This is a genomic window from Reichenbachiella agariperforans (assembly GCF_900142205.1).
Classification (GTDB): Bacteria; Bacteroidota; Bacteroidia; order Cytophagales; family Cyclobacteriaceae; genus Reichenbachiella; species Reichenbachiella agariperforans.
In genome coordinates, this window is record NZ_FRAA01000010.1 from 62,370 (window position 1) to 80,640 (window position 18,271).

The window sequence follows — 18,271 nt, forward strand, 5'->3', positions numbered from 1 at the left end:
TCCTTATCTAACTGGCCCGTTGGTTTGGTATTTTTTGAATCCTAAGTATCCGATATTAATCCCAAAAAAAATTGGCACGTACACTCCCTCTTTCCCCTGATTAGAAAAGACATCGTCAAAACTAGGGTCTGTATATTTTTTATCAATATTTCGATAGCCTATTCCGAGCCCAAAATACGCATCAATGGTAAAACCAGCGTTACCAGGATTTACCATCCAGCGATCTCCCACTTGCAGACCATAGTAGTATTTTTCTTCATTCAAAACCGTGGTTTCCCGTCCTCCGCTCGTAGGGTTAGCGGACTGAGTACTGTGTCTATCCCATTCGAATCCTATCAAATGACCAAAATAAATCATCCCGTGTTTTTGATCCAGACGGTAAAACTTTTGTTTGAACTGAATACGATGACCAGAAGTAAATACGTCTTCGTTTTCCACGCCATCAAAAGAGGAATAAAAAGGGCTGCGGTGATAGGCGTAGAGCAGTTCGTACCCCAGTCGCTCCTGTATGTAGTACTCCACCGAAAACGGCGCATACCCCACAAAAGTCAGCAATGGATTGGTCGCTAAGATCACTCCTTTGTACTCATTGACCACTGGGGTAAAATTCCTCGGTGCTTTCTTTTTGTGTCGGTATTCTGGTTTATCATAGTCCTCATCATTGCGACCATCATTTAGTTTTTCTTCGGTAAGGAAAACCGGATTATCGTCCTGATAGACTGGATGGTACTTCCCCGCTATCTCTCCATTTTTCTTGTACAAGGTCCACTCTCCGACTCTGCGTCCCCCTGCAATCTTACCCGTCATCTTCAAATTTCCATCCAGATAATACCCCTGATAATCCCCAAGACCATCCAAGAACTGCGCTTCACCTTCTATATTCCCTTCTTCATCAAAATAGGTCCAACGCCCATCGTTTACACCATCCCTAAAATGCCCATTGACTTTGAGTTTTCCGCTTAGATAGTACTCATTGTACTCACCTGTCCCCTCATCGAACTCCCCGATCCCCTTCATCTCACCAGACTCATAGAACATCTTCCAGTATCCATCCTTCTGACTATTCTTTTGCAATCCCTCAGCACTCTTTTCACCATTTTCATAGTAGTAGATCCAGTTTCCGATTGTTTTTCCTCCCTCATACCCGCCTTGCGCAGAGATTTCTCCATTCTTGAAATAGTACTTCCATGGACCTGTTTTCACCCCTTGCTTGTAATACCCCTCGGCCATCATCTCACCTGATTCGAAGTAATACACCCACAGGCTGTCGCTCTTCCCCTCACGATTGAGCCCCTCCATTTTCAGGTTTCCGGAGACATAAAATTCTTTGTACTGTCCTCTGCCGTTTTTGAATATGGCCTGAGCCTTCAGCGAACCACCCTCGTAGTAGAAGTTCCAAATTCCATCTTTCTTGCCATTGATGTACACCCCTTCGCTTTTGAGTCCTCCATCTTCGTAGTAGAACGTCCATGAACCCGCACGCTGATTGTCTTCAAGAATCCCCTCTGACCGCTTGTTGCCATTCTCAAAATAATAAGTCCAAATCCCTACAGACTTGCCTAGATAAAAAGACCCCGTATTTCGGATATTGCCATTCTCAAAGTAATACACCCAGTCCCCCGTCGCGAGGTTATAAAGATACTCGCCTTCTGATTTGACTTTACCAGAGAGGTAGTAGGACTGATAGGGTCCTTTGAGTTTATTTTCTATCGTATCGTTGACGAAGAACACCTCCTTGACAGCCGTCTTGGATTGGTCATAGTAGGTCTTTCGCTCGACCTCCTGGCCCAAACCTCGGAGCGCCAGCAGCAGCCCAACGCCCATCAATACCTGATATTTCCACTTTTCGCTCACTCGTATAATTTACTTGGATTTGAAAACCGTCCCCTCTACCCAGCTCTTGCCCCAGTCTTCTATTTCGTCTTCAGACCAAAGCTCTGGATAAAAGATAACTTTCTGAAATCTCGGTGGCAAATACTGCTGCCAGTTGGTACCACCCGTCGCAGCGATGATGTCTGGATCACGCTGTAGATAGCGCACCGCAGATTTATAGTGCGCCAAGCGCCAGTTGACATTGGCCAGTAAGTCAAGCTGCTTCAGCAAGTCCTTAATCTCTTCACTCGTTGTACATCCTTCATAGTCCGACTTGTATTTTGACCATATATTCTTGAATTGATAGTTGGAGGCGTGTTTCACGAACTGCTCGGCATATTTCTCCTCGAACTGGCGTAGCGTCAGGGTCTTTTTGCCCGTAGCAAGTTCGGTCGCTCCCTTCTTCCAGTACAGATGCGGGTACATCGCTTCTATGTTATTGGGATCCAAAGTGGCTCTTTGGGTTTGCTCCACCAAGTGAATCATAGAGGTACACGACAACTCGATCAAGCGCAATTGCCCCGACTGAAAACCACTCGCAGGCAATAGAGACATCCTAAACTGCAAAAATTGCTGCTGATCCATCCCGTCGATCATCACATCAAAAGAATCCACCAAATGCAGCAAATAACGATTGATACGCTTGAGTCGCATGGCAAACCACTTTTCGTCTGGCGTGTCCAATTCTGCTATCTGCTCGATCTCGTTGAGGATCAACTGGAAATACAACTCTGTGATCTGGTGATAGATGATAAAAATCTTTTCGTCAGGAAAATGCGTCTTCGGGTTTTGAAGGCTCAACAGTGTATCCAGATGAATGTAATCCCAGTAAGTCAAGTAATCCGCATGTAGCAGACCGTCCAAATAAGACGATAGATCCTGTCCCATGGCATCATACTTTTGCTCCAGTTTTTTGACTTGTGCTAAGATTTTAGGGTCTATAGGTTCTGCACTCATTTTGGGTAGTTATTTAATGTTGCGGCTGTAAATTTGATAAGAATACATGGAAACCATCAGATAATTACACAAATTAGTCCTACATCGCCACAAGCGGTAAGACTAGCGCTCATATCACTTTTTAACGCCAAAGAAACTCCACCCCGACAAAATAACAGCCTCATGAAAAGCAACAAAACCGATTCTTTTGAATCCCCCGACTTCTACCAACTCGACGACCTACTGACCGAAGAGCACCACATGATCCGCCAGAGTATCCGAGACTTTGTCAAAAAAGAAATTAGTCCCTACATAGAGGATTGGGCTGAGCGAAACCACTTTCCCTACGAGATCGTCAAAAAGTTCGGAGAAATCGGGGCTTTCGGCCCACAACTCCCTGCGGAGTATGGAGGTGGCGGATTGGATTACATCGCCTATGGTCTGATCATGCAGGAGATCGAGCGGGGTGACTCGGGCATGCGCTCCACGGCATCCGTGCAGGGCTCATTGGTGATGTATCCCATTTACAAATTTGGCTCAGAGGAGCAAAAACAAAAGTACCTCCCCAAACTAGGTTCGGGAGAGATGCTGGGCTGCTTTGGACTGACCGAGCCTGATCACGGCTCCAACCCTAGTGGTATGGTCTCGCACTACAAGGATATGGGTGACCACTACCTGCTCAATGGTGCCAAGATGTGGATATCCAATGCCCCCAAGGCGGACATAGCTGTCGTCTGGGCCAAAAACGAAGAAGGCCGCATCCATGGCCTGATCGTAGAGCGCGGTATGGAGGGTTTCAGCACACCAGAAACCCACGGCAAGTGGTCACTACGTGCCAGCTGCACAGGCGAACTCGTATTTGACAATGTCAAAATCCCGAAAGAGAACCTACTCCCCGGCAAGTCAGGTCTCGGCGCACCGATGATGTGTCTCGACTCAGCCCGCTATGGGATCGCCTGGGGCGCTATCGGTGCTGCGATGGACTGCTACGACTCGGCGCGACGCTATGCGCTGGAGCGTCATCAGTTTGGTAAACCGATTGGTTCCTTCCAACTGATCCAAAAAAAGCTCGCAGAGATGCTCACCGAGATCACCAAAGCCCAACTCCTCAACTGGCGCTTAGGCTCCCTGATGAACGAAGGCAAAGCGACCACCGCACAAATCTCCCTCGCCAAAAGAAACGCTGTAGCCACGGCGCTAGACATAGCGCGAGAAGCCCGACAAATCCACGGCGGCATGGGCATCACAGGAGAGTACCCCATGATGCGCCACATGATGAACCTAGAATCCGTCGTGACCTACGAAGGCACCCACGACATTCATCTGCTGATACTGGGACATGAGATTACGGGGATCTCGGCGGTAAAGTGACTCAATCTAACTAACTACATTATGACAGATATTTTTACTTATCTAATAGGAGCTGGAGCCAGTGCAGAAAAGATTCCTGTAGTTTCTCAATTCCATAGCAAACTCATAGAGTACAGAAATTTTTTCGAAAATAAAAACATTGACTGGGAGAACCCATCTACCGATTCTCTCCAAACATCCCGAAAAATCAAACAAAGAGTTATCGAAGAATTAAATAAACTCATCGTTTTAGTTAACGGGCATTTTTCAATTGACACAATAGCAAAAAAATACTACTTCGCAGGGTTAGAAAATGAATACAAAACTCTTAAGTTTTTAATCAATGAGTTTCTGACCTACACGGAAATAACCAAAGGAGTTGATAGAAGATATGACCCTTTCTTAGCTTCCATCCTATCTAAAAGTAATGATGGACAAATTCATTTCCCTTCAAATATCCGAATATTAAGCTGGAACTATGATCGGCAATTTGAATATGCTAGCTCTCAATTCTTGAATGATTTTGATAATAGATCTGTTCAAGAGAAAATCAATGTATTTCCTGGGCCTGACCCTCATAAAGTTGCTACTGATGACTTTTCAGTATTTAAGTTAAATGGGACAATTGGAAATTTAACAGATGATAAAGGAGTCAATACTTATAGAAGCCATATACTTGATTTAAGCTTTATTGGAAACAAACTCCAAGAAGAAGATTTAGATCGAATTTTCACAAAAACATTAGAACGATATTCTCAATTATCCTCAGCATCTAATTTTTTCAACGACAATATTGAATACTCATGGGAAGATAAACCACATGTTGAAAATGTAAGAAAACAAGCAGTAGCAGCTACGAAAAACACCAAACACCTAACAATAATTGGTTACTCATTCCCTACTTTCAACAGACAAGTAGACAGAGAAATTCTTTCATCAATGAGTAATCTCAAAAAAATATTCATTCAAGCTCTCCCAGATCATATTGCAGGAATTGAAGAACGACTTAGAGCTACAATTGGTGAAAATAGAATCAAAAACAAAAGGATAGAGATTCATCAGATTCAAGATGTGAGTGAATTTCATATTCCCTTCGAGTATGATTTTGGGGAAGATAAACGAAGGTCAATTACAGGAACTGTTATTACTTTCTAACACTAATTTCAAATCAATGCACATCATTTCTCTGACTTACAAAGTGCCGCTGGAGCAAGTAGACCAACATCTCAACGAGCACATCGACTACCTCAGCGAGCAGTATAGATTGGGACATTTTCATGCGTCTGGAAGGAAAGTCCCAAGGACAGGTGGCATCATCCTATCCATGCTGTCTGACAAAGCCCAATTGCTCCGTATCATCGAGCAAGACCCGTTCAAGATTCACGGTCTAGCCGATTATGAGCTTACCGAATTTGTAGCCAGCAAAACCTGCAAAGAATTGAGATTCTTGGTGGAGTAATCATTAATTGATGCTAAGTGTTCAGCATCAATAAATTTTTGGCTCTTGTTTTACATGCCGAACCCGCAGGATTCTGATTTGCTTTTCTGTAACTCTATAAGCCACACGACAGGAGTGTTTCTCAAAAGCTCTATGATCGCCTTGATTTTGCTCCTTAAACTTATCTAAAGCATACTTCTCGGGATGATCAGCGAGTTGACGAGCGATGGCAAAAATCTCATCTCTTACTTTTTCCGCACTTTGGGGAGAATCTTCTTTGATATACTGATATATTCTTTTGAGGGATGACTCTGCGGATTTGTTCCATACCACAGCTGGTTTATTTACCATGATTTGGATCTACTTTCTACTTCTTGCTGAGTATAGTATTCCCCTTTATCAATGGCAGCATCCGCCTCGTCCAGTTCCTTGTTATATTGTTGGATACTGACACGCTGATGTTCCTCTTTCCACTTAGCTAGTTCTTTGATTATTTCTTGATCATGAACAGTAGCCAGCCACTCCAATAATTCCAGTTTTAAAGCTTGTGCAGTACTCATTTCAAAAATGTTTTTCTACAAAGTAACGATTTTTTTAGTGTATTTAAAGAGGAGAGCAGAGCAATCGCATATAAACTTGTCATCTCCTGAATTAGCTTACATCAAATGCATGACAGACTCTATAAAAGCCAGCTAAACCTGCAAAGAATTGAGGTTCTTGGTGGAGTAAGAGGTATAACCTTCCCCCTGAAGCCTTTTGATTATATAAAACAGAATATTATTCTGCTACGAAAGCATTTCAACCTTCCTGACAAATTTTATTTCGTACCGGAAGACTTTTGTACGTCCCGGCACTGTCGAGGGTCTTCCCGGGAGACTTTGCCCCCTTCCCGGAGGACTTGTGACCCTTCCCGGGAGAGCTTGACCCCTTCCCGGGAGACTTTGACCCCTTCCCGGAGGACTTTCACCCCATCCTGCATCGATTTTCGGCAGTTTTTGTAGTATCCTAAAACACAAAAACCCTGATTCCAAACATATAAGAAATCAGGGTTTTACGTTTCGACCTTAGGGTCAGGTTTGATTTATGAGGATTCTACATTCATGTAAATAAACCTTTCATCTCTATGATGCTGTTTATCCATGAATAGTTGCATTCGCTCAAATATTTTTTCCTCTATCAACTCGTGATGGGCACTTTGACTTGGACGTCATCCCATATCAAAACCATCTCCGTCCCCTGCTCTGTCTGAGGAAACTGAATCACAAACTGCTCCTGACAGCAGGGGTAGGCCTCACTAGGCACTTCGACACGCAGCACGTCCAGCGCAGGATCAGGCTCCCAGTAGCCCCATTTTTCCAATTCCGAATTGAGAACGACTGTCCACATCTCTTGACCAGGCACAGTATAGAGTCTATAGCTCCCAGCCTTCACCATCTCTCCTCCGAACACTACATCCTGACCAAAAGAAATGATCGTCGGTTCGTTGGCACCTGTTCGCCAGTAGGTATCGTAGGGCAAAAGATCACCAAACACGTCGCGTCCTTTTTTGAAAGGTCGGCAATAGTCTACTTTGATGTTCAAGTCGTTTTGTGTGAAAGTCGCCAAACCTGGAGGGCTATGCTGCTTGGTAGTCAGGATTCCATACATCACGAAGGTTCCAAATAAGATCACAACAGACCCCAGCACCCATAGAATTTTCTTTAGCATAATCAGATATTAATCGTTAAGTCTCAACACAAACTAGGTTAATGTCGCAAAGGTTGCAATTCCATCAAAGATTGCTAGGATTAATTCCAAATGCACTTCTACTCCGAGTTTGTTTGTCCTCAAAATGCATATTAATTTGATTCTCCTATATTATTTGGGTTAAAAGATTAATTTTGGCTCTTTGATATATCATAACACACATGCACGAGTATAACACAGTCCAGGAGCACCTTACGCTCAAAGAATACGGAAGAAACGTACAAAAATTGGTCGATCACCTACTGACCATAGAGGACAAAGAGGAGCGCAACAAAAAAGCACTCACTATGGTGGATCTCATGAAGCAGATCAACCCTACCGCTAAAGAAACAACAGAGTCCAATCAGAAATTTTGGGATGACCTACACATCATCTCTGGATTCAAACTAGACATAGAGGGACCATTCCCTACGCCAGAGAAGGAGACTTTGGAGAAAAAACCAGATCGTGTCCCTTACTCTGCCAACGACATCACCTTCAAGCATTTCGGTAAAAACATCGAGCTACTCGTAGACAAAGCCATCACACTAGAAGACCCCGAAGAACAAGAAGCTGCCATTATTCACATTGGCAAATTGATGAAGACCTTCTTCTACTCGTACAACCAAGATGTGATGGAAGACAATGTCGTCTATACCAACATCAGACGTCTATCCAAAAACCAATTGGATATCGACATGGACAAAGTCAAAGAAGGTGATCTCTTCGAACCACAGAAAAAAGAAAGACGCAACAACCGACTACAACAGGGAGCGAACAACAACAGCGGCGGCAATAACAACAGAAGATCTAATAACAACAGAAGGTCTAACAACAATAACAACAACCGAAGAAGAAGAAATTAATGGCGTCTTTTCATGTGACTGGTGGCACGCAGCTCAAGGGAGAATTAGTCCCTCAAGGTGCCAAAAATGAAGCTCTTCAGATCCTATCGGCCGTACTCCTCACAGAGGAAGAAATGGTCATCAACAATGTCCCGAACATCAGAGATGTCAACAAGCTGATCGATCTACTGAATGAAATGGGCGTACGGGTCACCAAAAACAATCCTGAATCCTATACATTCAAAGCTGATCAAATAGACATTGACTTCTTAGAATCTGACCGATACAAACAAATGGCCTCTTCGCTCAGAGGGTCCATCATGCTACTCGGTCCGCTACTCGCTAGATTCAAGAAAGGAAGAATACCTCAGCCAGGAGGAGACAAAATCGGTAGAAGAAGACTTGACACACACTTCACAGGTTTTCAAAAACTAGGTGCTAAATTTCAGTACGACAAAAAAACAGGCTACTACAACATAGACGCCTCGCACCTCACAGGTACCTACATGCTACTCGACGAAGCGTCCGTAACCGGTACCGCTAACATCGTGATGGCTGCAGTCCTTGCCAAAGGCAAAACCACGATCTATAATGCGGCCTGTGAACCGTACCTGCAGCAGCTATGCAGCATGCTCAACCGTATGGGGGCTAAGATCACAGGTATAGGTTCCAACCTACTGAACATCGAAGGAGTGGAGTCGCTAGGAGGTACAGAACACGCCATGCTACCGGACATGATAGAGATTGGCAGTTTCATAGGCATGGCCGCCATGACTCAGTCAGAGATCACCATCAAAAACGCTGGTATTCCGCACTTGGGCATCATCCCAGACATCTTTCAGAGACTGGGAATCAAAATGGAATTTCGAGGAGATGACATCTTCATTCCAGAACAGGATCGCTATGAGATCGAGACATTCATCGATGGCTCTATCATGACGATTGCTGATGCGATCTGGCCGGGTTTCACACCTGACCTACTAAGCATCGCACTAGTAGTCGCCACACAAGCCAAAGGAACCATACTCATTCATCAGAAGATGTTCGAAAGCAGACTGTTCTTCGTGGACAAACTGATCGAAATGGGGGCACAAGTGATCCTATGTGACCCACACCGTGCGACCGTCATCGGGCTGGACAAACAGGTAGCACTGAAAGGAATCACCATGACCTCTCCGGATATCAGAGCTGGAGTATCGTTACTCATCGCTGCTATGTCTGCCGAGGGTGATAGCATCATCCACAACGTAGAGCAGATCGATCGGGGCTACCAAAACATCGACGGCCGACTCAACGCCATCGGTGCTAAAATCGAACGAATCTAGAAACCCAAGCCATGAGGACAGTACTTCTCACACTATTGGCTTTCACACTATCTAATCTCAGCATGGCGCAGCAGCGCTATGCACCGTTGGATTTGATTGGTATTCATCAGTTGCAGACGAGCGATTCCTTACAGTTTGACCTCAGTGGGATCGTAGCTACCGGCGGCAACTACTACGTCATTGGAGACAAACACTGGAACAATTCTCTCTATCAGGTCACTTTTGCTGACAGTCTATTCTCGATCAGTAAAACACCTGCATTTTCTATCCCCAGTAACCCCGACTTAGAAGCAATTGACTACTACGAGGGTTTATTCTATTTGGCTAGTGAAAAAGATGGTAAAGTCTACACCCTTGATCGACAAGTACTCACTCACTCCACCAATGCAAAGGAGATGCTAATCGATTTTGAATCCGCTGGCCTCACCCCGAGCAAATGGGGCAACGCTGGATGGGAAGGTCTAGCATTAGATTCAGAAAACCAAACGCTATATCTCTGCAAAGAACGCCAACCCAGATGGATAGTGGCTATCAATTTAAACTCTGGAGCGATCAATCAATTCAATATCCCAGAGACCGAAAGCAATGATTTTTCTGACGCCAAATTCGAAAACGGTTTCCTCTACGTTCTGGAGCGAAACGGGAATTACATCACTAAAATAGACCCAGTCAGTCAGCAGGTCACCGACAAGGTCAGCTACCACCACATAGCCAGCCACCCCGACGGAAAACTCTACGGTCCAGAGAAGTACGGCATGGCCGAAGCACTCTTACTCACTGAAGATGAAATCTGGATAGGGCTAGACAATAATGGGAAATCCGTCACTGAACATGCCAAAAACACCCACAAGCTCTCTGGCAAGACACCAGTCATCCTCAAATTCAGGAGACCCAAAGGATTTTAATCGATAACTTTGTGCCATGAGTACAAAGGAAGATTTTTTGGAGCAAATCAAAGCGAGTCTAGAACTGCATTCGCTAGTCAAACTAACACTGAGCAAGCCGACCGACAAAGACAGCACACTTCACAACATCTTCGTGAGACCTGTAGAAATCAAGTCTGAAAGACACTACTCGTTCACCTACCGCTACAAAACCAACGACGAAACCAAAAATCATAAGGTAGAGGCAGCATACCAAGAAATCATGATGCAGATCGAGGAGCATTTCAAAAATGCTACACTCTGTACACCCGATGAAGATATCGCACTCCTGACCAGCAAAAAAGGAAAAATTACAGTACAGAAAAGTAAAGCCAACCGGTCAACTGCCACAGTAGCACATGACAAAATCAAAACCAAACGAGCACAGCCAGACGCCAACTACCTCACCCTACTAGGTGTCACCGATCATGCGGGCAACATCATCCCCAAGATGGCAGACAAGTACCGCCAGATCAATAAATTTCTGGAAATCATGGAGAGCCTCATCGCTACCGCGCAGCTACCCAAAAACCCTAAAATTGTAGACATGGGCTCAGGCAAAGGATACCTTACTTTTGCACTATATGAATACATGAGACAGAAAGGATACGAAGTGAGTGTGACAGGTATAGAGCTCCGAAAAGAGCTCGTAGACTTCTGCAACGAAACGGCAAAGCAGTTGAGTTTTGAAGGTCTTCAGTTCGTAGATCAACCCATCGAGGAGTACGAAAACAAGGATATTGATATCTTGATCGCACTACATGCCTGTGATACAGCCACCGATGATGCACTAGCCAAAGGACTCGCTTCAGATGCTGCACTGATCGTCACCGCTCCTTGCTGTCACAAACAAGTCCGCCAGCAACTCAAAGGAAAAGCAGTCTCCAGCCCTATCCTCAAATATGGCATCTTCAAAGAACGCCAGTATGAAATGGTCACTGATACCATCCGTGCCCTAATCCTAGAGCGTGAAGGCTATGAGTCCAAGATATTTGAGTTCGTCTCTAACGAACATACGCGTAAAAACGTGATGCTCGTCGGAATCAACCACCACCGCACCAAAAACGAACAGGGAGCCAACGACAAGATTTCGGCCATCAAATCAGAATTTGGACTGGACTATCAGCAACTAGAGCGACTGATTGACGGGTAGGTCTGTCTCCACACCTAACTCCTTCAGCACATTATTCGCCTGAATGATATGGCGTTGGTTGTGCCCAATCAAAAAGCGCAGTGCGTCCCCCAGTCTGAAAGTCACTATCGCTCCGATAGCAGAGGGAATTTTAATCTTCTGTAAATCGAGTGTTTTGCATAGGCTCAAGTAGCCCAGTATTTCCTCCTGGTCTTCCAAAAACTTCGAGATCGTATCACGCTGCACTTTCACCTCAGGATCAAACTTCCGCATCGTTTTCATCGGAGAAGGAATACCACCGTCAGCCTTTGGTTTGATCATTTTGACAAAGTAGTTTCCTAACCATCCCGGCTTGTAAGATTCACGGTCACAAGGCTTAGCCGATGACAGCTTCCTATCAAACTGAATCAAATAGTGTGCATCAGCGATATTGAGATGCTCTAAGCACTCTATGGCACTCCATCGATCGGGATTAGATCTACGAGCAATCAACTCCTCCTCTAGTGAGGCGATGTGTTTTACCTCTTCGATAATTCTATACGTGTCTGCCATTAGGCTTTCGATTAGTTCTGACCGCTTCATAAGTTCTTGGTTATTTGATGCTCAAAATTACACTTTGTCAGGGAAAGCAATCTTGATCTATATCAAGTTCGCATTGACTTTGATTTTTCTAAACTGACTTTACGCAGACGGCTAAAAGTCTCTGGACTCATCCCCAGATAGGACGCTAGATACTTCTGCGGCACTTTCTGCAAGATATGCGGGCTATCCTTCATCAGACGTTCAAATCGATCTTCTGCCGAAAAATTCCTCACCTCCACCTGTCGTCTACCTATTCCTATCAAGATTTTGGCATTGAATACACGCCCCCATCGCTCCATAGACTTGTAGGCATCATACATCGCCATGAGGTTCTCATAGCTGATCTTCAACCCACGAACCGACGACAAAGCATCTATACTCCATTCGGATGGAGCCTGATCCAAAAACGAATCATAGGCTCCAGAAAAATCTCCCTCATAAGAAAAACCCAAAACAGACTCCTGCCCACCGTTTCTAACAAAAGCACGTAACACGCCTTCATGAACAAAATAAAAGTAGCGTTCTGTTTTCCCTTCGCGAATTAAAAACTCTCCCTTGGACAACTCAAAGCTTGACCAACGCGGCACAAAATCCTCCCACGCCTCCTCTCCTAAAGGAGAAAAACTATCCATTCGCTGTCTGAGATGTGTAAACTCATTCATTCAAAAACCTGTTTTTTAGCTTGATGACTGAGATAAATATAATGTAGCCCTACCGAAAGTGATCGGTTTGTATAGATTTGTTGTTACTGAATTCATAAAACAACAATCCATTATGCAAGAGTTAAACGACATCTTGATTCTAATCGATAGCTACATTGGCAGCTCCTTTTGGTTTCCTTATGTACTAATCGGGACCGGCCTATTCTTCACTATTTACCTCAAGTTTCCACAAGTTAGATATTTCCGTTTCGCGCTCAGTGTCGTCAAAGGAAAGTTTGACAAAAGTGATGACGAAGGAGACACCTCACATTTTCAAGCTTTGGCAACTGCCCTATCCGGAACTGTGGGTACTGGCAACATAGCAGGCGTAGCATTAGCAATCCATATCGGCGGACCAGCAGCATTATTTTGGATGCTAGTCACTGCAGCAGTAGGCATGTGTACCAAATTCGTCGAAGTAACTCTCTCTCATAAATACCGTGAAAAAACCACTGACGGTACCATGGCAGGTGGTCCAATGTATTTCATGAAGAACAAAATGAACATGAAGTGGCTCGCCGCAGCTTTTGCTGTAGCGACGGTTCTATCGTCTTTTGGTACGGGGAGTTTGCCTCAGATCAACAGTATCTCCAACACACTGAATGCGACATTCGGGATCAATCACATGCTAACAGGCGGCGTATTGGCTGTACTATTAGGCTTTGTGATCATCGGAGGGATCAAAAGAATCGCTGCGGTGACCGAAAAACTCGTTCCTTCTATGGCGGTCATCTACTTTATCGGAGCTTTTGGCGTGATATTTTACAACTACGACCAGATTCTCCCGTCATTTGCCTCCATCTTTTCTGACCTATTCACGGGCTCTTCAGCGACTGGAGGCTTCCTAGGTGCATCCATCGCATTTGCCTTCAACAAGGGCGTAGGTCGTGGACTATTCTCTAACGAAGCAGGCCAAGGTAGTGCCCCCATCGCTCATGCCTCTGCCAAGGGACATGAACCTGTCTCAGAAGGCATGGTAGCGATCTTAGAGCCATTCATTGATACTATCGTAATATGTACCATTACGGGTCTGGTGCTTTTGTCATCTGGCGTATGGAGTGAAAAACATGAAAACGAATTTCAGGTTTCTGACTTGAGCATTTTAGAGCAAATCGACATCTCGGACGAGACAAAAGAAGGTTCAGCCGCACTTTATGGTCACGTATCAGGCAAAGCACCACTCCCTGTCTTCTCAGGAGAACTAGCTGCTACAGATGGAAAAATCACCACGCCAGCAACCTTCATCCACGCCAGGTCACTAGCAGAGGACGTTACGCTTTACAAGAACGGCTCGCCCTATACGGGAAGTACCCAAATCCTAGACGGCAACCCTATTGATCCTGAAGTCACATTTATAGGCAAGTCTCTGGTTCATAGTGCTCCGCTGACGGCTCTTGCTTTTAGCAGAGGATTCTTTGGTGCTTATGGATCTTACATCGTCTCTATCGGTATCTTGTTATTTGCCTTTAGCACAGCGATTTCATGGTCATACTACGGAGACCGAGCGATGACTTTCCTTTTTGGTAGCGGTTCGGTGATTTACTTTAGGATCGTATATGTGATTGGTTTCTTTGTAGCGTCATTCACTGACACGACCATCATTTGGTCACTGGCTGGGATAGCTATTGCCGTGATGACCTTGCCTAACCTATTTGGCTTACTCTATCTACGCAAGGATATGAAACAGACGGTAGATGATTTTTGGAAGGGGTTCAAAAAAGAATATCCTGAGGAGAAAACACCAGAATAGACAAAAAACAAGAGGCTGCCCATACGGACAGCCTCTTTTGTAATAGGTGTATGTATTTTTATTTCTTTTTTTCATCAGGCAGCGCAGCAATTGTGCCATCATAGCTGATCTGGTTCCTAGCACTGCTCCTCACACTGAGCGCGGCACTGCTATTCGAATTGATAGTAAACTGACATTGATAGACTTCATTCCCTGTGGACGACTTCACTTCGAAACTAACCATAGACCTCATCTTTTTATCATTGTGCTCTATCTTCAAGTCTTGTGCTGTACCTTCAAAATTAATTCCTCCTTCACCACTCATATCATACATCTGCACCACACCAAAATACGGCAAATAAGCAGATGTCAAAGTATCTTCTAGTGTCAACTGATTACTATTTCCAATCAAATTGATTCGACGACCTTTCTGAGTAGTCGCCCATGTAGCAGTGAAACTAAAAGCTCCAGAATCCAAGAGCATTTTAGTCTCCATGTATTCTTGACGCTGCTTTTCCTTTTTGGCTTCCTTTCTGGATTTTTTATCCTGACCAAACACAACCGCCACGGTCAGGAGCAAAAACGCGAGTATTAACAATAAGCTCTTCATCTGTATCATTCTTTAGTTATTTAGAATTTAACCAATACTGTGCCAAAACTTATTTGAGAGAGTTGGACTGAAACGGAAGATCAGATTCTTGCCCGCTATTGATCGCTGCTGCGATCGATTCATGGATATTCTCCAAACCAATCTGATCCGCCAAACCACAGCGATACAACTTATCACGCACTGGACCTATAATCGAAGTTAACTTCAAGGTGATTCCTCGATTTTGCATATCCACATGAATGTCTCGCAAAGCACTAATCGCTGTAGAATCAATATCACTAATACTCTGCGCGTCGATCACAAACAACTTCATCTCTGGTTTCTTCGCCAAAATCGTCCTTATAGTCTCTTGCAGTGCACTCACATTGGCAAAAAACAAACGCGCATCGAACCGAATAATCCCAACATCTGGGCGATCATAAGCTTGATCAAATCGCTTGATATTGCGAAAAAAACGCGTCCCCTCTATCTGTCCCAGTTCAGCAATATGAGGAATGGATGCTTTATAGATCAAAACCACTAACGATAGCAATACACCGAACAAAATCCCCCACTCGATCCCAAACATAATCGTCCCTACGAAAGACACCATCAGCATCGCAAAATCATACTTATCGGTATGCCACAAGGTTTTAACCTCCTCTATATCTATCAACCCCAAGACACTCACAATAATAATAGATGCCAAAATCGCACTAGGTAGATAATAAAAAAGTGGCGTCAAGAATAACAAAACCAATAACACGACTAGTGCACTAAAAAAAAGTGCCACAGTAGTTTTTGCTCCAGCAGCATCATTGACCGCTGAACGACTAAAACTACCTGTAGTAGGAAAACTACTAAATAGAGACCCTATCATATTGCCCAGTCCAAGTGCTATTAGCTCCTTGTTGGCTTTGACTTCATATTCATTTTTATGTTTGTACTGGAGCGTCCTACCAATAGAATACGCCTCTATGAACCCTATAAATGCCAAAGTCAACGCCATCGGTGCAAGCGCTCGCACCTGCTCTAAATCCCAAGTTGGAATAGCTACAGATGGCAATCCCTCAGGCACATAGCCTACGATTGCTACGCCTAGTGTGTCTAGACGGAACCCATAAACCACGCCAGCACTAACGACCACCAGAATCAAACCTGTAGGTAATTTGGGACTCCACCGTTTCAATACCACGATCAACACCATCCCCGTCAAACCAATCAGTAATGTCCAGCCATTGATCTCATCAATCCTAAACATCAAATCAATCACTATGTCATGTAGATACTTTCCGCTTATAAGTTCGACTCCCGTCAAATGCTTGAGATGGTTGATTGCGATGACAAACACCGCTGCACTGGTAAACCCAGCAATCACAGGGCGTGACAAAAAATTGGTCAAGAAGCCCAAACGAAATACACCCATAGCCAGCTGAAGCAAACCAATCATCAAAGCCAAGAGTATAGCCAGACCGATGTAATCAGACGTCCCAGCCACCGCTAATGCGGAAATCCCCGTCGCAACGAGCAAAGAATCCATGGCGACTGGCCCTACTGAAAGCTGACGTGAAGTACCGAACCATGCATAGACTACCTGAGGAAATATCGCAGCATAGAGTCCATACACAGGAGGCAGGCCTGCTATCATCGCATAAGCCATCCCCTGCGGCACCATCATGACACCAGCCGTCACCCCTGCCACAGCGTCTCCTTTGAGGCCAGACACGTCGTAGTTGCGTAACACATCAATAATGGGTAAAATTTTGCGCATGGCTTAATTTAATCAGAGTGGTAAAATTACCTGCTGATCTCAAAGGATATTGTAACAATAGTTACAATATCTCAATCTTGTTGCGGTGCAGCTCGATCTGATCCTCGTCCGCCAATCTTTTTAGCAAACGAGAAATCACCACACGAGACGTCCCTAAGTCATTGGCGATCTCTTGGTGCGTGCGTTTAATCTCGAAACTACCCGTATTGGCTTTGATATCGAGTAGATAGTTGAGCAAGCGTTCGTCCAACTTCATAAAAGCTACAGCATCCAGTGCACTGAGCATCTCATCGAAACGAGCATTGTACGAAGCAAATACAAACTGCCGCCAGCTCGAAAAACGCATCCACTCATCCATATACTGTAGTGGAACCATGACTATCACAGCATCTGACTCTACGATAGCTTTAATTTCACTTTTCTTCTGACTCGTACAGCAAGTAAGTGACATGGCACAGGTATCTCCTCCCCGCAGATAATATAGGAACAATTCATTCCCTTTGTCGTCTTCTCGGACAATCTTAATCGTTCCTGTCATGACTAGTGGGATAGACTTGATATATTTGCCGTAATCTATCAGAGCAGTTCCTGCCTCTAGCGTCTTTAATACGCCTTTGGCTTCAATCTCGTCGACAAGTTCTTTTTGAAAAATACGACCAAACTGGGCCTGCAGTAACTCTCTCATAGTCATGGTTTAATAGTAGAACTATAATAAGTAGCCAAAATTCAGAAATTGTTTTTAAATATTAAATTATAATCTCTAAATTTGCGCACTTATTTTCTGACAAGAAAGATGAAAGGGAATAAACACTTCAAGATTGATATTTTCGGACTCAAACTGGGTTCGCATGATTTTAGTTTTGAGTTTGATAAGTCGCTCTTTGAGAAAAATGAAGATAGTGTAATCGAAGCAGGCCAAGGTCGCTGCGATATCCAACTGATCAAAAAGGAAAGATTGATAGAGGTCAATTTTGACATTAGTGGTACAATCGTACTGCTATGCGATCGAAGTTTAGAGTCGTTTGACTACCCTATTGACATACAAGAGCAGCTCATCCTCAAGTATGGTGAAGAGTTTGACGATAGTCAAGATGACATATGGACGATCCCAGATGGTCAGCAAAGTATCAATGTTGAAAAAAACATTTTTGATTACCTGACTTTGGCAGTCCCAATGAAAAAGATTCACCCAAAATTCGAAGAGGAAGGGGACGAAGATGATGAGTACGAGTTGGAGTTGGTTTACTCGTCTGACGTAGAGGAAGAAGAAACCGAATCGACTCCTGAAGAAGAAATAGATCCCAGATGGGCTCTATTGAAAAATATTAAGAATAAGGAAAATTAAAAGAATAA

Annotated in this window: 19 protein-coding genes; 9 read left to right on the forward strand and 10 right to left on the reverse strand. The window is 44.2% G+C overall.

Translation table 11 applies throughout. The features are described 5' to 3' along the window. Positions 1-3 precede the first annotated feature (3 nt). Both BUB99_RS18590 and BUB99_RS18595 read right to left on the reverse strand, forming a co-directional pair. Positions 4-1,854, reverse strand: coding sequence for a toxin-antitoxin system YwqK family antitoxin (locus BUB99_RS18590; protein ID WP_139281096.1), 1,851 nt, complete (start codon positions 1,852-1,854; stop codon positions 4-6). Between the two features lie 9 nt (positions 1,855-1,863). Beyond that, complete coding sequence (locus BUB99_RS18595; RefSeq protein ID WP_073125115.1) at positions 1,864-2,829, reverse strand: tryptophan 2,3-dioxygenase family protein; 966 nt, start codon at positions 2,827-2,829, stop codon at positions 1,864-1,866. Positions 2,830-2,991: 162 nt separating this feature from the next. Here BUB99_RS18595 and BUB99_RS18600 point away from each other — a divergent pair, with 162 nt between their 5' ends. Genes BUB99_RS18600 through BUB99_RS18610 form a run of 3 tightly spaced genes read left to right on the forward strand, consistent with a single transcriptional unit; the run spans position 2,992 to position 5,617 of the window. Then, positions 2,992-4,179, forward strand: a complete 1,188-nt coding sequence (locus BUB99_RS18600) for an acyl-CoA dehydrogenase family protein (RefSeq protein ID WP_073125272.1) — start codon at positions 2,992-2,994, stop codon at positions 4,177-4,179. Between the two features lie 21 nt (positions 4,180-4,200). Next, the gene (locus BUB99_RS18605) at positions 4,201-5,313 is read left to right on the forward strand and encodes a hypothetical protein (RefSeq protein WP_073125117.1); all 1,113 of its coding nucleotides are present in this window, start codon (positions 4,201-4,203) and stop codon (positions 5,311-5,313) included. A 16-nt stretch (positions 5,314-5,329) separates the two neighbouring features. Beyond that, positions 5,330-5,617, forward strand: coding sequence for a YciI family protein (locus tag BUB99_RS18610; protein WP_073125118.1), 288 nt, complete (start codon positions 5,330-5,332; stop codon positions 5,615-5,617). A gap of 27 nt (positions 5,618-5,644) precedes the next feature. Here BUB99_RS18610 and BUB99_RS18615 read toward each other — a convergent pair whose 3' ends face one another. From BUB99_RS18615 to BUB99_RS18625, 3 genes are all read right to left on the reverse strand, one after another. Continuing rightward, positions 5,645-5,947, reverse strand: coding sequence for a type II toxin-antitoxin system RelE/ParE family toxin (locus tag BUB99_RS18615; protein ID WP_073125121.1), 303 nt, complete (start codon positions 5,945-5,947; stop codon positions 5,645-5,647). Further along, on the reverse strand, positions 5,941-6,156 hold the full coding sequence (locus BUB99_RS18620; protein ID WP_073125122.1) for a hypothetical protein: 216 nt from the start codon (positions 6,154-6,156) through the stop codon (positions 5,941-5,943). The genes BUB99_RS18615 and BUB99_RS18620 overlap by 7 nt, the downstream gene beginning before the upstream one ends. A 616-nt stretch (positions 6,157-6,772) precedes the next feature. Continuing rightward, a complete protein-coding gene (locus BUB99_RS18625) occupies positions 6,773-7,303 on the reverse strand; it encodes a DUF2911 domain-containing protein (protein WP_073125123.1) in 531 nt (176 codons plus the stop codon). A gap of 200 nt (positions 7,304-7,503) precedes the next feature. On the opposite strand from BUB99_RS18625, the gene BUB99_RS18630 reads away from it, so the two are divergent. From BUB99_RS18630 to BUB99_RS18645, 4 genes are read left to right on the forward strand one after another with little or no spacing between them, the layout of a single operon-like run. Further along, positions 7,504-8,187, forward strand: a complete 684-nt coding sequence (locus BUB99_RS18630; RefSeq protein ID WP_073125125.1) for a DUF4290 domain-containing protein — start codon at positions 7,504-7,506, stop codon at positions 8,185-8,187. Continuing rightward, a complete protein-coding gene (gene murA / locus BUB99_RS18635) occupies positions 8,187-9,491 on the forward strand; it encodes a UDP-N-acetylglucosamine 1-carboxyvinyltransferase (protein WP_073125127.1) in 1,305 nt (434 codons plus the stop codon). Before BUB99_RS18630 ends, murA begins: the two co-directional genes overlap by 1 nt. A gap of 11 nt (positions 9,492-9,502) precedes the next feature. Next, positions 9,503-10,396: an SdiA-regulated domain-containing protein gene (locus BUB99_RS18640; RefSeq protein WP_084190668.1), complete on the forward strand. Its 894-nt coding sequence runs from the start codon at positions 9,503-9,505 to the stop codon at positions 10,394-10,396. 16 nt (positions 10,397-10,412) lie between these two features. After that, positions 10,413-11,567 (forward strand): class I SAM-dependent methyltransferase, encoded by a 1,155-nt coding sequence (locus BUB99_RS18645; RefSeq protein ID WP_073125130.1) that lies wholly within the window; start codon positions 10,413-10,415, stop codon positions 11,565-11,567. On the opposite strand, the gene BUB99_RS18650 is transcribed toward BUB99_RS18645, so the two are convergent. Continuing rightward, positions 11,544-12,128, reverse strand: a complete 585-nt coding sequence (locus BUB99_RS18650; protein ID WP_073125132.1) for a DinB family protein — start codon at positions 12,126-12,128, stop codon at positions 11,544-11,546. The genes BUB99_RS18645 and BUB99_RS18650 overlap by 24 nt on opposite strands. A 62-nt stretch (positions 12,129-12,190) precedes the next feature. Continuing rightward, positions 12,191-12,790 (reverse strand): Crp/Fnr family transcriptional regulator, encoded by a 600-nt coding sequence (locus tag BUB99_RS18655; RefSeq protein WP_073125134.1) that lies wholly within the window; start codon positions 12,788-12,790, stop codon positions 12,191-12,193. A 112-nt stretch (positions 12,791-12,902) separates the two neighbouring features. On the opposite strand from BUB99_RS18655, the gene BUB99_RS18660 reads away from it, so the two are divergent. Continuing rightward, positions 12,903-14,579 carry an alanine/glycine:cation symporter family protein gene (locus BUB99_RS18660; protein ID WP_073125136.1) on the forward strand — a complete coding sequence of 559 codons (1,677 nt, stop codon included), beginning with the start codon at positions 12,903-12,905 and terminating at the stop codon, positions 14,577-14,579. 58 nt (positions 14,580-14,637) lie between these two features. Here the strand turns inward: BUB99_RS18660 and BUB99_RS18665 are convergent, their stop codons facing one another. The 3 genes from BUB99_RS18665 to BUB99_RS18675 form a co-directional block, all read right to left on the reverse strand. Then, entirely contained in the window at positions 14,638-15,168 is a 531-nt protein-coding gene (locus tag BUB99_RS18665; RefSeq protein WP_170863849.1) for a DUF4251 domain-containing protein, read from the reverse strand. Between the two features lie 49 nt (positions 15,169-15,217). Beyond that, the gene (locus BUB99_RS18670; RefSeq protein WP_073125138.1) at positions 15,218-16,918 is read right to left on the reverse strand and encodes a SulP family inorganic anion transporter; all 1,701 of its coding nucleotides are present in this window, start codon (positions 16,916-16,918) and stop codon (positions 15,218-15,220) included. A gap of 61 nt (positions 16,919-16,979) precedes the next feature. After that, positions 16,980-17,603, reverse strand: coding sequence for a Crp/Fnr family transcriptional regulator (locus tag BUB99_RS18675; RefSeq protein ID WP_073125274.1), 624 nt, complete (start codon positions 17,601-17,603; stop codon positions 16,980-16,982). Between the two features lie 108 nt (positions 17,604-17,711). On the opposite strand from BUB99_RS18675, the gene BUB99_RS18680 reads away from it, so the two are divergent. Further along, positions 17,712-18,263 carry a YceD family protein gene (locus BUB99_RS18680; RefSeq protein ID WP_073125140.1) on the forward strand — a complete coding sequence of 184 codons (552 nt, stop codon included), beginning with the start codon at positions 17,712-17,714 and terminating at the stop codon, positions 18,261-18,263. The last annotated feature ends 8 nt before the right edge of the window (positions 18,264-18,271 follow it).